The sequence below is a fragment of the Arenibacter flavimaris genome (genome assembly GCF_030291335.1).
In the GTDB taxonomy this organism is placed as follows: Bacteria; Bacteroidota; Bacteroidia; order Flavobacteriales; family Flavobacteriaceae; genus Arenibacter.
This window is the reverse complement of sequence record NZ_JASWIM010000019.1, coordinates 1-17919: the sequence shown is the minus strand read 5'-3', so window position 1 is coordinate 17919 and position 17919 is coordinate 1. Positions and strand designations below refer to the sequence as shown.

Annotated in this window: 14 protein-coding genes; 13 read left to right on the top strand and 1 reads right to left on the bottom strand. The window is 36.6% G+C overall.

The features are described from left to right. Positions 1-332: 332 nt before the first annotated feature. The 12 genes from QSE00_RS14535 (at position 333) to QSE00_RS14480 (ending at position 14860) form a co-directional block, all read left to right on the top strand. Positions 333-1484: an FAD-dependent monooxygenase gene (locus QSE00_RS14535; RefSeq protein ID WP_286106496.1), complete on the top strand. Its 1152-nt coding sequence runs from the start codon at positions 333-335 to the stop codon at positions 1482-1484. After that, positions 1484-2197 (top strand): CPBP family intramembrane glutamic endopeptidase, encoded by a 714-nt coding sequence (locus tag QSE00_RS14530; protein WP_286106495.1) that lies wholly within the window; start codon positions 1484-1486, stop codon positions 2195-2197. The genes QSE00_RS14535 and QSE00_RS14530 overlap by 1 nt, the downstream gene beginning before the upstream one ends. Before the next feature lie 28 nt (positions 2198-2225). Next, positions 2226-2840, top strand: coding sequence for a hypothetical protein (locus QSE00_RS14525; RefSeq protein WP_286106493.1), 615 nt, complete (start codon positions 2226-2228; stop codon positions 2838-2840). Positions 2841-2975: 135 nt separating this feature from the next. Beyond that, positions 2976-3392, top strand: a complete 417-nt coding sequence (locus tag QSE00_RS14520; protein WP_286106492.1) for a hypothetical protein — start codon at positions 2976-2978, stop codon at positions 3390-3392. 131 nt (positions 3393-3523) lie between these two features. After that, on the top strand, positions 3524-3955 hold the full coding sequence (locus QSE00_RS14515) for an ester cyclase (RefSeq protein ID WP_286106491.1): 432 nt from the start codon (positions 3524-3526) through the stop codon (positions 3953-3955). 76 nt (positions 3956-4031) lie between these two features. After that, positions 4032-4376 (top strand): GIY-YIG nuclease family protein, encoded by a 345-nt coding sequence (locus tag QSE00_RS14510; RefSeq protein ID WP_247096955.1) that lies wholly within the window; start codon positions 4032-4034, stop codon positions 4374-4376. Positions 4377-5001: 625 nt separating this feature from the next. After that, complete coding sequence (locus tag QSE00_RS14505) at positions 5002-5379, top strand: hypothetical protein (RefSeq protein ID WP_146216309.1); 378 nt, start codon at positions 5002-5004, stop codon at positions 5377-5379. A 1140-nt stretch (positions 5380-6519) separates the two neighbouring features. Next, complete coding sequence (locus QSE00_RS14500) at positions 6520-7734, top strand: hypothetical protein (protein ID WP_286106490.1); 1215 nt, start codon at positions 6520-6522, stop codon at positions 7732-7734. 287 nt (positions 7735-8021) lie between these two features. Then, positions 8022-10241 (top strand): hypothetical protein, encoded by a 2220-nt coding sequence (locus QSE00_RS14495; RefSeq protein ID WP_286106489.1) that lies wholly within the window; start codon positions 8022-8024, stop codon positions 10239-10241. A gap of 92 nt (positions 10242-10333) precedes the next feature. Then, on the top strand, positions 10334-10903 hold the full coding sequence (locus QSE00_RS14490) for an RNA polymerase sigma factor (protein WP_286106488.1): 570 nt from the start codon (positions 10334-10336) through the stop codon (positions 10901-10903). Then, positions 10896-11630: a tetratricopeptide repeat protein gene (locus QSE00_RS14485; protein ID WP_286106487.1), complete on the top strand. Its 735-nt coding sequence runs from the start codon at positions 10896-10898 to the stop codon at positions 11628-11630. The genes QSE00_RS14490 and QSE00_RS14485 overlap by 8 nt, the downstream gene beginning before the upstream one ends. Next, positions 11627-14860 (top strand): CHAT domain-containing protein, encoded by a 3234-nt coding sequence (locus QSE00_RS14480; protein ID WP_286106486.1) that lies wholly within the window; start codon positions 11627-11629, stop codon positions 14858-14860. Before QSE00_RS14485 ends, QSE00_RS14480 begins: the two co-directional genes overlap by 4 nt. A gap of 14 nt (positions 14861-14874) precedes the next feature. On the opposite strand, the gene QSE00_RS14475 is transcribed toward QSE00_RS14480, so the two are convergent. Next, positions 14875-15654, bottom strand: a complete 780-nt coding sequence (locus tag QSE00_RS14475; RefSeq protein ID WP_110356317.1) for a hypothetical protein — start codon at positions 15652-15654, stop codon at positions 14875-14877. A gap of 1018 nt (positions 15655-16672) precedes the next feature. Here QSE00_RS14475 and QSE00_RS14470 point away from each other — a divergent pair. After that, positions 16673-17455, top strand: a complete 783-nt coding sequence (locus tag QSE00_RS14470; RefSeq protein ID WP_286106485.1) for a hypothetical protein — start codon at positions 16673-16675, stop codon at positions 17453-17455. Positions 17456-17919: the final 464 nt, after the last annotated feature.

Here is a 17919-nt window from a genome sequence, read left to right as displayed (position 1 = left end):
ACTTAACCGGAATTCCATAAGGTACTTATTCCGCAACCGATCATTTTTTGAACTTGGTACTCCTTCTTCCTATTTCACGGCGATTACTATACCAATGTTGCCATTCTCTAGCTTCCAACCATATAAACAGCAGCTACACAATTTAATTATGGATAGCTACTTTTTTGTAGAATGCCTTTATACCGCATAATATTCAGCAAGTCTTTCGGTAATTTTTAAGTTCACCCTTAATTGTCTACGACTTCAACAATAAAACAGTTCGCAGTAAGGGAGGTGTATTTTAACATATGTAAAGATATGTTTTACGGAAGTAACCCAAATTTGCATTCACTATGGAACATCAAACAGTAACAATTATAGGAGCAGGTATAGCCGGACTTACCACCGCTATAGCACTCAACAGAATCGGAATTGAGACTCAAATTTTTGAAGCAACCAATAAAATAGAGCCTGTAGGGGCAGGATTAGGGTTGGGACTAAATGCCATGAAGGCTTTTAAGGCACTTGGCATATATGAAGAGGTTTTAGGTCAAGGTAAACTTTTGCCCTCTTTTTCCATTTATGATCCATTTGGAAAAATAATCTCAAAAACAAATTTCGATAAGGAATTAGGCAGTGGAACTTTTTCAATACATAGGGCCACCCTACATCAGTTATTATTATCAAAACTTGATCCGTCAACAATTCACTTGGGCAAACGAATAGAATCTTTTGAGAGTACGGATTTTGCTGTTAAACTAAAATTTGAAGATGGAAGCACATATCTTTCCAACTATGTTATTGTTGCAGACGGCATACACTCCGTTATAAGGCAACAGCTGGTCCCTGACGCCAAAATCAGATATTCGGGATATACCTGTTGGAGAGCAATCATTAAAAATCCCCAGCTGCTAGTAAACGAAGCATCAGAAACTTGGGGCGCAAATGGCAGGTTCGGTATAGTGCCCCTTGCAGATAATTACCTGTATTGGTTTGCCTGCGTCAATGCAGCCGCTGAGGACCCTCATTTTAAGTCCTATCAAGTTGTGGATATCTACAATCGATTTAAAAAATACCATGGGCACATACCTAAAATTCTAAAGGCATCCATTAATGCCAACTTAATTCAGAATGATATAAGTGATATAATACCATTGAACCATTTTGCTTTTGGACGTATCGTACTGATTGGGGACGCTGCCCATGCTACAACACCCAATATGGGGCAAGGGGCATGCCAAGCTATAGAAGATGCGGTAATAATTGCAAAAAGTTTGTCGGAGATTTCAAATTATGAACATGCTTTTTTAAGGTTCGAAAAACATAGGCTCAAAAGAACAAAATGGATTATCGATAAGTCAAGACAAATTGGCAAATTGGCACAATTGGAAGCGCATAATCTCATAGCAATACGAAATACCCTATTGCGATGTATGCCAGACGCATTGGGAAAAAATCAAATAAAAAAAATAGAAGAAGTTGACTTTGAAAATATAAGTAATTAATGAAAGTTGTAAACCCTCTACAGTGGAAGGATTATATTTTTTTCTGTGGCTTACCAACCCTTTTGAATTATATAGCCTGCCAATTGATAATCCCCCTATTTGAAACCAATAGTCTATTGCCCATTGAGGTCATCTATTTCATTAGCGTTGGTGGAATTGCGTTAATTCCAATGTTTATTATGTCAATTTTCTTATCTAAAAACGAAAGTACTTCCAATAAAATTAAAGCTATTTTTTTTAGAATGAGAATCAATAAATTATCTAAAAAAGACTGGGTATATACCATTGTTACCTTTATTATACTATGCACCTCCTCTTATTTGACAGCCAAAATAATAATGCCAAAGATGGGGATTGATGCAATGCCATTTTTTTTTAAAAATATGCCCCTTGTGAGTCATAACATGTGGATTCTTTATGTTTGGACGTTATTTTTCTTCTTCAATATTTTGGGTGAAGAATTTCTTTGGAGAGGATACATACTACCAAGACAGGAATTGCAACTGGGAAAATGGGCATGGTTTGTTCAAGGTATATTCTGGACTTTTTGGCATCTACCCATGGGGCTCGATTTAATCCTTGTGTCCTTTCCCATCTTCTTCATTTTGCCCGCTGTTGCCCAATTAAGACAGAATACCACCATTGCTATACTGATCCATACTGTTTTTGGTGCATTTGGTTTTATGGCCCTTGCTTTTGGATTTGTCAATTAATATCATCAATAACAATAAAAAAAAACAAATGAAAACAACATTATTAACGCTAATTTTATTATCAACAGGTCATATATTTTCCCAAAAATCCACCTCATCGGTACTTGGAAATGCAGATTATTATGCGCTATTGAATGCAGTACCAGTATTACAAACCAGTCCAGAAGCCGCATTTCAATATGTATGCAACAAAAGTATCCACTGCGAAGGTGATTCCCAACTTAAATTGCAATATGATGCCTTTATTAAGCAAATGGAATTATATGCAAACCAGATTGAGTCCCATTACGCTTCAAAAGTCCACGCATATAACAGTAAGATTGGTGGGGATGGATATAAAAATCAAGCCAACCAAAATGAAATGATCCAACGCATGGGAGGCATGGATAGGGTTATGAAAATGAGCGATGGGGAACGTGAGGTTGCCGCTAAAAAAGCAATGGCATCCAATATGTCCTCTTCCAGTTTGAGCCCCTTTACGGAAGCGGACCTGCAACGGATGATGAATGATCCCGAATATGCAAAGCAAATGGCGGTCAAATACAATAACATGACAACTCAGGGAAAAGAAGATATTGTCAACAAAAAAATAGTTGCAGGCGATTTGGACGATTCCCATGAAGCCCATATAAAACGATTATAAGACACCAAGATCAATAATAACACCCAGGATATTAACACTTTTGTTAGCAAGACCACGTCCAGATTATACGAGGCCAATGAAACATGCAGTACACGAATCCACCAAGCAAAGAGCAGTTCTGGAAATCACGCGGAATTGAATGAAAGCTATGATCAACTGTATAAAAAAATCCCCCTTATAGTAACAGATTACTGGGGAAAATATCCTGACCCTGAAAAAGTAAAACAGTTAAAAAAAGACTATGCTTTGAAACATAAAATTAGAGCAACAATTGAACTTTCCGAAGTACAAAAAGAACACAAAAAATTAAAATCCATCATTAGCGAGGTCATTTCCGATTATCGATCCTTTTTAGCTACCAATGGACATCGTTTGAATGGTGAATTAAGTAACCTATTTGATGGGACAAATACAGAATTATCTTTATTGCAAGTAGAAAAAAGCATTATTGGATCAATAGATAGACTTGCCCAAATTAGTCACGATGAAGACTCGACTGCCTCAGGTTATGAACAAGCATATCAATTGATTTTAAGTGGTGAAACTTTATAACCCCAAATAATCGTCAAGGAACGAATATGAAATTAAACCTTGCAAGTATTTATTCCGATACTTTCTTTTTTGTGTTTTGCAAAAAACTTTACGGAAAATTGATTCAATTATTTTAAATAATATCAAAACAAATGGAAAATTCGAATATAGCCACAAGCTTTATTGAGCAAATATGGAATCATAAACATTTTGATGAATTGGATAAGTTCATACATCCCGAGTTTAAAGATTATTCTTTGCCTTCCTCCATGTTAGCAAACAAGGAAGGACTTAAAAAATGGATTTTGGCCACGGATATGGCCTTTAAACATAATACCGTAATAGAAGACCAAATAACGGAAGGTCATAAGAGCGTTTTAAGAATTATAATGAACCTAAAACATATCGGAACCTGGAGAGGTATAGAGGCAACTGGCAAGGAATTGAGCATATCCGGCTTTAGATATTTTAAGATTAAAGAAGGAAAAATTATTGAACATTGGGCATTAATCGATGGGGAGTCCATAGAAAATCAGCTTAAAAGTTTACCGCACGGATGTGAAATAAAGGAAAAGGAAAAATAGAATCTACATATAGTGAATTTGGTAAAATTCTTTTGTGCGGATTTGCAAAACCAATAATACAATTGAAATAGTTGGCATGAAAACCAAAAAAGAACTCAGGGAAGAATATAGGCAAATTAAGAAGCCGATGGGCGTTTTTCAAATTAGAAACAACATCAACAACAGGGTTATGATCGATAACAGTATCGATATGGTATCCAAATGGAATAGGCACAAAATGGAATTAAAATGGGGCAAACACAGAAATAAAAGTTTGCAAAAAGATTGGAACGAACATGGAGAAGTGAATTTTGTCTTTGAGGTTTTGGCGGAAATGGAATACAATCAAGAACAACATATCCGTGATTCAAGAGAACTTAAAACCCTTCAGAATCTCGTAGTTGATGAACTGGATATTGATCATAAAAGTATCTATATGTAAGAAATAGGCAAAATATGACGGCTCCTTACTTACTTGAATATGTTTTTTTAAAGGGACCAAAAATCAGAATTCACCTAGGTATATTTCAATAGAAAAATGTAGGGCACTGTTTATAGGAAATACAATTTCCTAAAAAATCCAAATTATCCGCAACTTTGGCTCACAGTGTATAATACAGATATAATCTATCTTAAAATATAGCTTTCGAGCAACAGTAATTTATTTTATAAAGAATACATCCATTATTCACCAAAATCTTTCTACGGATTCCCATAGCATAAAAAAGTCTACAGCAATGAAATCAACAAAATCAATTACTCGCTTTGATAAATCTGGTTACTATTTTATAGGACTCATAGCATTGGTCATCCTCGGTTTTTGGCCTTCATATTTTTCTAAATTTTTTAATGGCACGGGCGACTTTACTTTTTATTTTCATTTCCACACCATATTGATGTCTCTTTGGATGCTGACACTAATCCTACAACCAATACTAATTAGGAGAAGGAAATTGACGATTCATAAATGGATCGGTAAGGGTTCTTATATATTATTTCCACTTATGTTTATATCGATCCTGCTATTAATGCATAGCAGGAATAAATTAAATAACGAAAATTTGGATATGGCATTATTTGTACCATTTAAGGACTTAATAATTCTAGGTACCGCATATTTAATAGCAATTACTTATAGGAAAAACATGGAAATTCATGCACGGGCAATGATTGCGACCGGAATTGTATTTATAGAACCTGCACTGGTAAGGTTCATTAACTATGCCATTATACCACTGCCTGAAGCTTATGCAGTAGCAATGTTTATACTATATTCCTTAATAATCATACTAATCATAAAAGAGCGAAAACAAAAAAAAGGGAGATGGGTTTTTCCGTTAATCTTGGGTTTATACATTATTGTTCACAGTATAATTGTTTTTAATATTCACCTTACAACCTGGGAGTCAATCTCTAAATGGTTCATAGCATTACCGCTAACATAGTTTGATGTATTCTGATCCGTTATTTTGGCAAATGCTGGAAAAACAAAGTCCCAGTGATTATGCAGATCTTATGTATATAAACAAACCTTTAAATTTAGGCTGAACCCTTATTAAGTTTAATCTATTGTTATGGCATGTCTTTTTAATCTATAATAGGTTTCAACAAATATAGGGGTTGAAATTGTATCCTTTTCTGTATCTGTAGAGGTTATACTGACATTTCACCGAACCTTTATATATGTGACCTCCTCTGGATAAGCCGGACAGAATGAAACTAGAGAAATCTGGGGGAATAAGCGTTTAACTTTAAACAACGTATTGCTTATTCAACGATTCAATAGCCATCACACAACGTAACCTCCCACTAAAACCTGTGCTGTGCCTTTCCTAAGAGGCATATCATCCACATTTCCTATAACTTGGCCATGACCAATAATTATACTATCCGATTGTTGATTTTCAAAGAAATATTTAGCCACTATTTAACAATTTCTTCCCTGCACTACCCAGTCTCTTTAGTTATAGTTTTTCCTTTACTAAATTTTGGTTTTGAATTTATACAGGCAAACACAATTTCATTTGCCGGAAATTAAAGATTGCCATCTTAAAAGCCTAAATTAAATACATCCCTTAGACTGCTCAGGAGATGTTTTATAATTGTTTCAATTTACTGCCATAAATAGGTTTGCACAAGGTATTAAACCTCAGGGCAAGTCTGCCTTTGTCGGCAGACCTTGAACCCAATAATAGGAATAGACACTAGGGTCGAGGTATCGAACCTAGATCCAGCCGAAAAAGGCGGGATTAGTTCAACTTGCAATTTTAAGTGCGTCTTACCAACTTCTCAAAATTGAGTTTTACTAATAAATTTTCACCTTTAATCCAAATGCGAAATAAGCTATGGAACAGACATTAAGTTCCCTTAATTATAGCCTTTACTGAAAAAACCTCAAATAAAAACTACAGGCCATGAATCATCCCTTAATGCCATGTATTCAAGGTATCTTGAACAATCCATCATTGAACTTTCCATAGATTCAAAAGTATGAATGTACTACCCTACCCTAAATGTTATAACCAAAAGTGATGACATTTTAGCATTAAAACGATATCCTATAAAAAACCAATAAAAATTATCAAATGAAAGCATATGCCATCCGATTTATTTTAATTCTATCACTACTATCCGCTTGTGGCAATAAAAATTCACCCCATGCCAATACAGATTTTGATGCCTACGATAATGGGTACGAAGAAGATTTCACAACCGAATCCAATTTTGAAACTGAACCTTCCAAAACCGAATCAAAACTGGGGTTCTTTGAAAAGTTAGGAAAAAAGAAGTTGAAGACCCATCAATTTCGGGACGCTCGAACCGGTCTGGTCGTGAGCAGTTCAAACTATCCAGCAGATTGGACGGTTATATCCAAGCCTAATTACACTATGGACCAAAAAATTCCAATTTTTTTGACACAGATCCAAGGTCCGAATAATCTAAAATCGTTCAATACCCCCTTAAGGGCACATATTTCATATCAAAACCCTCAGACTTATCAGTTTATGAGAAATTCTACTGCCGCCAACTTGCACCGGCCAATGATAAGTAATCAGCGTATTATTGAAGAAGAAGTATTGCCACGTATGCAAAACAGTGGATTCAGTTTTATGGAGAATATTAGACTGCCCAAATTAGAAGACTACCTCCGAGGAAAAATAAATGCCGAAAGTGGAGGTCAAGTAAAATTGGACATCACAACAACGGTCTGGAAAAACAATAACGGCCAAAAAGCGCTAGCCACAGTAGGTAAAATTTACATGCAACAGCCATTGAGTTACATCGATACCATGACGCTCTGGATGTACAGTACCGATTATATGTTTGTTGATGAGGATCATTTTACAGAGACCATTTCAACTTTTGAGAATGCACTGATCAACTCAAAAGAAAATCCACAATGGAAACAGTATGTAGCGCAATTAAATCAGTTACGCGCTCAAAAAGCTGCTCAACAACACCAGATAAACATGCAAAACAGACAAGCGGCATTTAATGCCCATCAACAGAAAATGAAAGGAATTTGGGCCGCACAGGATGCCAACCATGCTTCATTCATGAACCGTACTTTTGGTTCGAGCAGTGATACCTCCCATAAAAACTTCCTCAATATGATAAACGAAGAGGAAACCGTTTACAACCCCCTAAATGGAAAAAATTATCAGGTAGATGCCGGTTCAACCCAATATTGGATGGATAGTGAAGGCAACTACATTAAAAACGACGACCTATTCTACAATCCCAACGGAGGTATAAACCTTGGGAATAGGGAGTGGACCAAAGTTGGGAAAGCCTTTTGATGACATTTTAACATTAAAATGATACCTATAAAAATTTAACAACTTTAAAATTGCAACAATATGGAAAATGTATTTTTCACCTTGATTTTGATCGATTCTGTAATCCTGATACCAATGAAAATTATAGGGCTATCGTTAATTGACACAAAACGCTGAAATATTTGAAGGAGCCCATGGACAGAAACATTTTCTGGTACCTTAAAAAATACCATAGGTCACATCTTGGAAAAATGGACAAAATCCAAAAAAACCAATTAAGAAACAGTAACCTTTTTAACAAACCAAATATGAAAATTCCAAACATAAATTTCGTATTGACCCTAATTTTTTTTACCATCATTTTAGCCTGTAAGTCAGATGACGATGCAAATGAATTTATCACAGATGACGATACTTCCCAAGACACCGAAAACCCGATGGATAGTACGTTTGAAACCGTGGATGTACAAATATTGCTGCCCGAGGATTCCAGCGTGGACTTCACAAACGGCACATTGGTTTCCCTTGGCGCCAATTCAGATATTGATGCCAATGGAACCGGAAACCTACCCTTAAACGGTGAAACCATAGAGATTGGATATTTTCTGGATACGGAAAATAATGTTTTACTCGCCGGATTCATTACTAAAGAAAGAAGTGAACTGTCAGTTGAAACCACAGCTGAAATCATACTTTATTATGCTCTGGGTTATTATTTGTTACCGGATAATGCAAAAAGTGCCTTTTTAAAAAGTATTAAGACAAACCCAGGTTTTTCGAATTTTGTACAAGATATACAAACATTGTTTAAAAGTGATCCACTCTTCTATAGCCAAGGCAATTATGAACCAACCCTACAAAACTTTTTGGACCAAATAACCTCAAAGAATTCAACAGGAATTGAAAATCGGATTTTTTTTAACGATGAAAGCACAAAAAGCGGTGTAACCCTATCCAGTATTGATTCAACCCGCATAATGTTGCAAAATTCCCTGCCAAGAAGATCCAACGTCATCATTTACAAAAAGAGTTATACCGATAGAAACGGTGACGTATATAATATACCGAACTATACCTCCAGCACTTTTGAGAGTTTTGAATTGGAGACAGGCAAGACCAACAAAATAGAAACTTTGGAATTGGGAAATTCGGTCCAACAAATAAACGCACAGCAGGCATCAATTGACAATGCCATAAAAACAGACCCAATATTATTGCCAGTAAACCCTGCCTCTGAATTTGTGGCCGAATACGAAGTGGTCGTTATTGGTTCTGGTCAGCCCAATTCCGGTGGAAGGGGCATGACGGAAGAAGAACGGAACACCTATGCGGAAATCAATAAAAAAACCTACGTTATCGACTATTTTTTACCTACTCTTCTGGATATAGCTGGTAACAAATCATTACTGCCGCCATTCGGTAGTGATAAAGAAAATGCATTGCTCAATGCCGTCCTCCCCGTTCTTGAACAATATCCCGATGTTATTGAAGAAGTTATAGACAACCAGTTCAAGGAAGCAACGAACATTTTTCTTCCAGCCTTGTATGAAGATATTCGATTGAGCAATGACCTACGTACTATGTTACAGGATGTTTATAATATATTGTCCGGTAACGGTGACTTTCCAAATACTTTTATACAGAACCATGAATTAATTGAAACAGGGTATCAAAGAACAACAGTTATATTTGCCGCCATAGATAGGAATATAAAAGCAACAAATTATTATTCCAATTTTGGTGGTCTGCGCACAAGGGCTTTTAATTTTGAAAATTGGAACGTTAGATCTATAGATGCGGTTGTTGAGATGCAACGTGATAATGTTGAACTCTGCCTGGGTCAAGCCACCGAGCTTCGGGTAACCGCAATCACTGACCTTGAGCCGGAATTGGAGGAATTTGAATTTCATTGGAGCACATCGAACGAGTACAGAGGAAGGCTTCAAGATATTGGTGATGACCCCAATAATTTTGGTGAATCAATTATTACAAAAAAGAATTATGTTTCATATATCAGTACCGCACTTGAGTCCGAATTAGGTAGTGGTGACAATAAAGAGACAGTGACCGTCATTCTGTACTTGCGCAATAAAAATACAGGTGAATTAACCGAGGCAGGGCGGGACACAATGACCATGAACAACAAGAAAGGTTGCGAGTCCTTTACAGTGTCATTCACTAGGCAGCCCAACCTTAAGGAAATCTCAAACTCAGGGTGTACCGATAATATTGGTTATCAAGCTTTTAGTCCCATTCCATATACCGCAGATTTTGCTGCTGTTGAAGGCGCCTCTGGTTATAAGGGAATCATTACCTCCAGTAATGGTGTGGTGAACCAAGAAAGGGTTCTTGATGAAAGGCAATTGGAAGATATGGGGAACGGGATTTTAAGATTTAGATCAGGGGTAGGAAGCATCATAATTTTTGACAGTTGCAATCAAGCCCAGGCAGAGACACGTGCCCAAGAGCTAGTTGAAAATATAAGTGTAGAACCATTAAATATAGAAATTACGCCAATATTTAATTAGTGCATGAACTATATCGAGATAAAATGTACTTTAATCTTATTAATTCCAAAAGCAAATGAAAATTTGTAAATTCCCCATGTTTTCAAAAAAATATGGGGAATACCTTACAAAAGACCAATAACCAGCTCGTTACCGCTTTTAAAAACAATGATCAGAAGGTTATGCAAGAGGTATATCAAAACATATTTCCTAAATTCAGGAGCCATGTTTTCAAAAACAATGGAGATGAAGCCCAGGCCAAGGATGTATTTCAAGAAGCTTTTATTGCTTGCTGGCGAAACGTCAAAAATGATAAACTTAAAGAAAATAGTAATCTAGAAGCCTATCTTTTTACCATAGCCAAAAATAAATGGACTGACTATTTACGTTCTGCCCATTTTAAAAAAACAGTTTCCGATAACGGGGTCATTGCTATGAGCCCTGAAAGTGAAGACCCTTCGGATGAAAACGAAGAGGAAAGCAAATTGAATGCCCTACATGGGGCCATGAAACAACTAGGTATATCTTGCAAAAAGATTTTGACCCAATTCTATTTTGAGCGAAAATCTATGGATGAAATAGCAAAAGACCTTCAACTTGGCCCAGCATCGGTACGGAATAAAAAATACCGTTGTATGGAAAAACTCAAGGCATTGGCCTTGGAAACAAAAAACAATGGATAAGTACCCAAATTACATAACTCAAGAACAGCAAGAAGAGTATGAAAGAGTACTTTTGGACCGAATGGATTCTAAAGAGAAAGCGGAATTCAACAGCAAATTGTATGGCGATCCTGAACTAAGAAAACAATATGAGGAGTTTAAAGAACTGTTCTATGCCATTGAGGAAGAAGGACTCCGAAATTCGATGGAGACCTTCCATAATAGTCTAAAAGAGGATTCCAGTAGAACGGCCGGCACAAAGAATAAATTCTATTGGTACCGTATAGCCGCAAGTATTGCCATATTGATTTCATCGGTTATATGGTTTTTCAACAAACAAAGTCCGAACGAGAAACTTTTTCAAAGTTATTACTCAGTTGATCCCGGACTTCCCACTGTTATGGGTACCAATGACAATTATGACTTTTATGAGGCAATGGTTGATTACAAGCAAAGGAATTATGATGTAGCAATCAACAAATGGGAAAGGTTATTGCTTACAAATCAGGATAGTGACACCTTGAACTATTTCTTGGGAAGCGCCTATTTGGCTAAGGGGAATACCAATAAGGCCATTGATTTTTTTAAAAACACCCTAAACTCTGAAGTGTCCGTTTTTAGCAAGGAAGCCCATTATTATTTAGCACTTGTGCATTTAAAGAATAATAATACCGTAGAAGCCGTTAAGCACTTGAAAATGGCTGCAGATGAAAAGAGTGGGGAGCTTCTGAAAAAAATTCAAGAATGAAATTTATGAAGTTGGATGTATTGATTGCCATTCTTTGTATTTTACTCTTGTGTAAGGCAAACGCGCAACAAGATAACGTCTTAAAGAAAATAGACAGCCTAATCGCCTCAAATGAGTTCTTAGTTGCCCAGGAGATTCTTAAAACGGAAATTGAGAATCCAAGCAATTTGTTATTGGGGCGCTTGGTCTATCCCTTGGGAAAGATAGAATTCCTACAAAATCCAGAGACTAATTTTAAAAAGGCTTTGGAGTTATATTCCCTAATAGATTCCAGAAAATTAGACGATACTATTGCTTATGACGCCAATTTGGGGATGGGTATTTTGTACATAGATCAAGGTACTGCCCCAAAAGCACAAAAATATTTAATAAAGGTAAACCGTTTGGCCAAAGAGTTTGGTGATGTCCATCGAATGGTTGAATCTGAATTTCATTTAAGTGAGTTGGGCCTTAAAATGGGAGATTTTGGACAATTGATCGCACACACCAACAACGCTCTTGATTTAATCCAAAAAAACAGTTCGGGCAATTTCCCTTTGGCACCAAGAATATACAATTACAAAGGAGCCCTAATGCATTTTAATGCCAAACCTGACAGTGCCGATTACTATTTTAAAAAGGCCATCAATGCTTTGGACAAAACCGATAACGACCCAGAACAAACCGATTATCTTCCGGGCACCATTTACGGCAATTGGTTCATGGTAAAACAGTCTGCCGGCAATTTTGATGAAGCCATGCGTTTCACATTAAAAACAATAAACCATTACAATTCTTTTTTGAACAAAACCAATAACCATCCCTTAACGGAAAAAGTGCACGGAAACCTAATTATCTCCTATAGAAATTTGGGAAGCCTGTATTCCGATTTAGGGGAGAAGGAAAAGGCAAAAAGAATTGCCATGCTAGGGTATAACCATGCAAAAAAATACTTCTTAAAAAATACGATACAGTATTTCGGTGCCGCCTTGATGGTTGGCGAATCATTACTATACAATAATGACCTAGAAAAAGCAGAAATTTATCTGGAAGAAGCAAAAACCTCTTTAAACTCAATCAAAGGGGAAAATTATTCTTACCAAGCTAACCTTTACGGAGTATTGGGCGACTTAGCTTATCAAAAAGGTAATTACCAAGAAGCCGTGGACTATTACCATAGAACGCTTCAAGCGTATAAAAACAGTAATGAACAAGGATTTTCACAAAATGAGGTTTATGCCAATATCAACCTGGCCAAATCTTATTCAAATCTGAATGAGTATGCTGAAGGCATTCGTATTATCAACAACACCCTTACCGAGGTTATTTCCGTACATGGAACAGATAGTTATTTGGCAAATGAGGTGCGAATAGCCAAAGTCAAAATAATTTTTGATCAAAAAGATTATAAAGGAACTATTGAACTGAGCAATCAAATTTTGGGCTCGTACAAAAGCCAATCGTTCAACAGTATAATTTCTGAAGAATTTTTTAGCCCAAACCAACTAAGATTGTTGCTTTACCTCACCAAGGCTCAATATGAAATGGACACGGTCAAAACAATCGAGAGTTTGGGTAAAATCACCAAGGTTATAGAGAACGCCATTCAAAGAATTGAACGAAAAAAATCATTGATCACCAACGAAGATGATATCAATGTACTCTTGGAGAATAGTCGAGAATTATTTGATTTTGGCAAAAAGGTATATCGTAAAATATTTGATATAACCGGCGAGAAAAAATATCTGGAAAAAATCATCGAACTTCACGAATCTTCCATATACCATCGAATACGCACCAGGCTCAACCTATCAGAAAATAAGCTCACACCTGTAAATATCAGAGAAGAGGAAGATGTACTGCGCAAGAACATCAATTCCTTTTTTGACATGGCCGAAGGGACTCAATTTGATGTGGATGATTGGAAGGCCAAATTGCGGGAGTGGGATGATTACCTTGCTAAATTAAAAACTGAGTATCCGCTATATTATGAATTAAAATATAGTACTGTTCTAACGCCATTGGGCAATCTGCAGAAGAATATTGACGGGTTGTACACAGCGGTACGATATCTGTTCATTGACCACGACCTCGTTGCCGTCATCATAACAAAGGACAACATGGAGATGGTTCCCCTACCTTCCGATTTACCGTTGGATTGTATTGCCACCATTTCGGATTACCAAAAAAACAGTTCTGAAATTTTTGAGTGCCTCTCACATTTATATAAGTCCCTTTGGGAACCTATTCAAAACAAGATAAAAACTGACAATGTTATAATATTCCCCGATCAGGAATTGTTCAATTTAAATTTTGAACTTCTTACTGCTGAAAAAATTAATTCTTTTAAAGATCTGACAAATAAAAGTCTTTTGGCCAAACACAATATCTCATATAATTATAGCCTACTTCTCTTGGATGATAACCAAAATACACTGGATTTCAACAATGACTTTGTGGCCTTCGCACCTACCTTTGATGAAAGTATGAAGAGAGCATATGTAATAGCCATTAACGATTCAATTGATATTGATAAAACCTACCTAACCTTATTACCGCAACCGTTCAGTGCCGATATTGCACAAAGATATTCCAAACGTTTTGGGGGTAGGTCATTTTTAAATCAACAGGCATCTAAAGCCATATTTAATAAAACGGCAAACGAGCATAAGATTATACACATCGGCACTCATGCAGAATCAAACAATGTAAATCCCCAACTGTCGCGATTGGTCTTTGCAAAGAACATTTCCGATTCAACCCTTATCAATGACAATTACCTATATACCTATGAGATATATAATCAAAACCTAAATTCCAATCTAGCGATCTTAACAGCCTGTGAAACGGGAAAACCCAGCTATCAACCTGGTGAGGGAATGATTTCCTTGGCACATGCTTTCAACTACGCAGGCAGTAAAAGTATCTTAACCAGTCTTTGGCAAATTGATGAGCAATCAAGCACTGTCATCCTGGATAACTTTTATGGATATCTAGAAAACGGCCTTCCCAAAGATGAGGCACTAAAAAATGCAAAGTTGGATTATTTAAATCATGCGGAGGGAAGAACACTTCATCCACAATACTGGGCGGGTTTAATTTTAATGGGAGACACCCTACCCATAGAACTATCATCATCAATGGATAATTACTGGTATATAATTTTAGGGTTACTGGTAGCAGCTGTTTTTTTCTTAATAATTTGGAAAAGAAAGACCAAGGCTCCCCTTGTACCGAAGGCCCAATCGTAAGTGTTCAACCCAAACTATCCCTGATGTCTTATATTGGGATCATTGTCATCCGGATCTAAATGGGCTGGACTGCCATCTCCATCATTATCAATAAAGCCTCCGCCATCTGGTCGGACGTAAAGTTGAAAATTAAAAGGTAAAAAGGTATCTAAAGTACGGGAGTCAAACTCGGCCGAAGGTGCCGCAGAGATTTGAATCGCTGAATTGACCGTTCCCAAACCCGGAACAATTGTGGATCGCACCCATACAATCCCAGTAAATTCCCCAAATTGTATTACCCTACCGTTGAAATTGACCAATAAACTTTCAAAATTTTGACTTTCATTACGAGCGCATATAGGTTCAAATCCATTGTTCGGATCATACCCCACCTCGGCAAACATCGTATTGATTTCTTGGGCGATAATTTGATTGAAATCTGAAATACCAACAAGGCTTACATTAGGAATCCAACGAAAAAACACCCTTTTGTCAAGACGCTTTATATCAATCCCAATCGGAAAATTTTGTACATCCCTTACACCGGTTCCTGTGTAACCCTCTGGATATTGAAGACTTAGAAGTGGCTGTTCAATAAATGAAACACGGCCACCTGGGTTTTTAATTATGGGAACTTCATTCAATGGTAAGAAAATACCATTGGCCATGTTCCAATAAGCAGCGCCCGGTCCCGAATAATTGTTGCAAAATTGGGCTTGAACATTTTTTAAATTATCAATCGCATCCTCGTCTTTACTACAACCTAGTACTCCTATCAAAATCAATGCAATGCTGACGTATTTTATTTTTTTCATGATTGGTTATTTTCCTTTCTATCGGAATAAAAAGAAAATGTCATCAAAAATGTGGTATTTGCCCTGTACCTTTTTTAGTTTTCCAATGCGTAAATATCCAAATACCCAGAAATTAGGCTTGAACCATACTTATTATATCGCTTGATTAAATTATATTCTTAAAATGGTAAAAACCCAACTTTTGGACTTGATCCAGGATTACCTCACTGCGTTCGGTGATCCTGCTTATGGATCGTTGCTCAAGACAATCCGGCACAGGCTCGCGCCTGTGCGTCTTTTTTGTTTTCCAACACTTTAGCTCCTGACGGCGCTACGCATTGGAAAACAAAAAATCCGATCACTTTCGTGATCGGATTTTCTTGGTCGGGGTGGCAGACCTAACTGCCAGAATCCAAAACACTGTATTACAGTTATTTATGTAATTTTATTTCGTTCTACACACCTAATTGTACACTCAAAACCAAGAAAGAACTCTAAAGATATTATTTGCTCTTCTTTAGTAGTATAAAGGTACAAATAATATTATTTAGGATTAAAATTATCCTTGGCGTTAGAACTATACATAGAAATACCAGCTATAATTAAAAACACCAGTTACGATACTCCAGTACAAAAAATTATTTATGGGGGCGATGGTACATTTTTATCCTGATTTGGCTCATGAACCAAGTATGGGGTCGGGCATAGATTTTTGATCTCCCTCACCCCGCTGTGGAATCACTTAGAAAATGTTATTTAAAACAATTGAACAGGTTTTAAAGAGATGTCCTGTAACAGTACCTACTATTGACATTAGACGCCACTAAGAAAAAACCAAGAACTTACCTGATATCGACAAAAACCAAACCGCTGATATTGCCTGAAGTTAGAATTGTATTGTGAATATATAATAACCTGGCTTATAGGGTTCTTAATGTTTGGACACCCCCTGTATACCAAAAAAGATAATTAATCGTTTAGTTTAGGTAGGGTTTATGCCGTACCAGTTGTTATATCAATAACCTTAAATACTTAAGTTATGAATGCGAATGACCCAAATTTATTATTGAATGCAAAAAACACCTTCCGTTACCTTAGTATCGGAGTTATCGGCCTACTTGGTCTGACAGGATGTACCAAGGATGACCCCATGGGCAAAAATGGACAATTGGCCATCAGTGCCAAAAGTAATTATGTAAGCCCTACAGGCAAAACAGCCACTACGGATAAGGCCTCCACAAATTCCGTAGTGTTAAGTGATTTCTTATTAAACCTAAAGGAGTTCGAGCTGGAACTGGACATCGACGAGCAAGAAGATGACAACGAGCAATGGGATGATGACGGTTATTTCGATTTTGAGGACGAAATTGAACTGGAAGGCCCTTTTGAACTTGATTTGTTGGCAGGTGAAATATCCTTTCTTACTGCATCTGTACCTATGGGCAAGTATGAGGAAATTGAGTTCAAATTTGACAAAAGTACGGATGAGACCAGTGAACTTTTTGAAAAGTCTATCTTGGTAAAAGGTACAATAGACAATATTCCATTTGTCTTTTGGCATAATTTCGAGGATGAACTCGAACTTGATTTTGAGGATCCGCAATTTGATATTACCGTTTCAAGTGGTAGTGAAAACCTATCTTTAGAATTTGACCTAAGCCTTTTGTTCAACAGTGTGAATGGCGTCAACCTTTCTCAGGCAGTGGATGGCAACAATAATGGCACAATAGAAATAAGTCCGGTGGACACCGATGGCAATAATGAAATTGCCCAGGAGCTAAGGGATAGGTTCAAGGATTTTATTGACTTATTGGATGATTAAAACCTTTTGGCATAATTGATATTTATGGCCAATACCAATGCTCCAGTAATCCTTATGGATCTTTTGGACGTGGTTTTGGTCATATTTTTTTTTTTAAAACATTATTATTTTTAAATCATCATAGATCCCAATCAAATCTCTGTTATATGACTTGGTTTGAGACTTTAATCATAATAAAGTATAAGCCTAAGAGCTTTAAATAGCGTATTATTCGTCCTTATCTGTTTGATCAAAGTTAACAAATATTAAAAGTACCCCTCCAATATTAAGCTACCAATTACTAGTGCTTTATATCTTAAAATATCTCTATAAAAAGTGTGTTTTCAAAATTAAGGGGGAAAGTCGAGTAGGTAAAGGGGAATTTCACCCCTAAACCTCTCACAGAACCGTACGTGATAGTCTCCCATCATACGGCTCTTCTTAAACCAAGACTGCAATTATGGTCTTAACACGGGATATTGCCA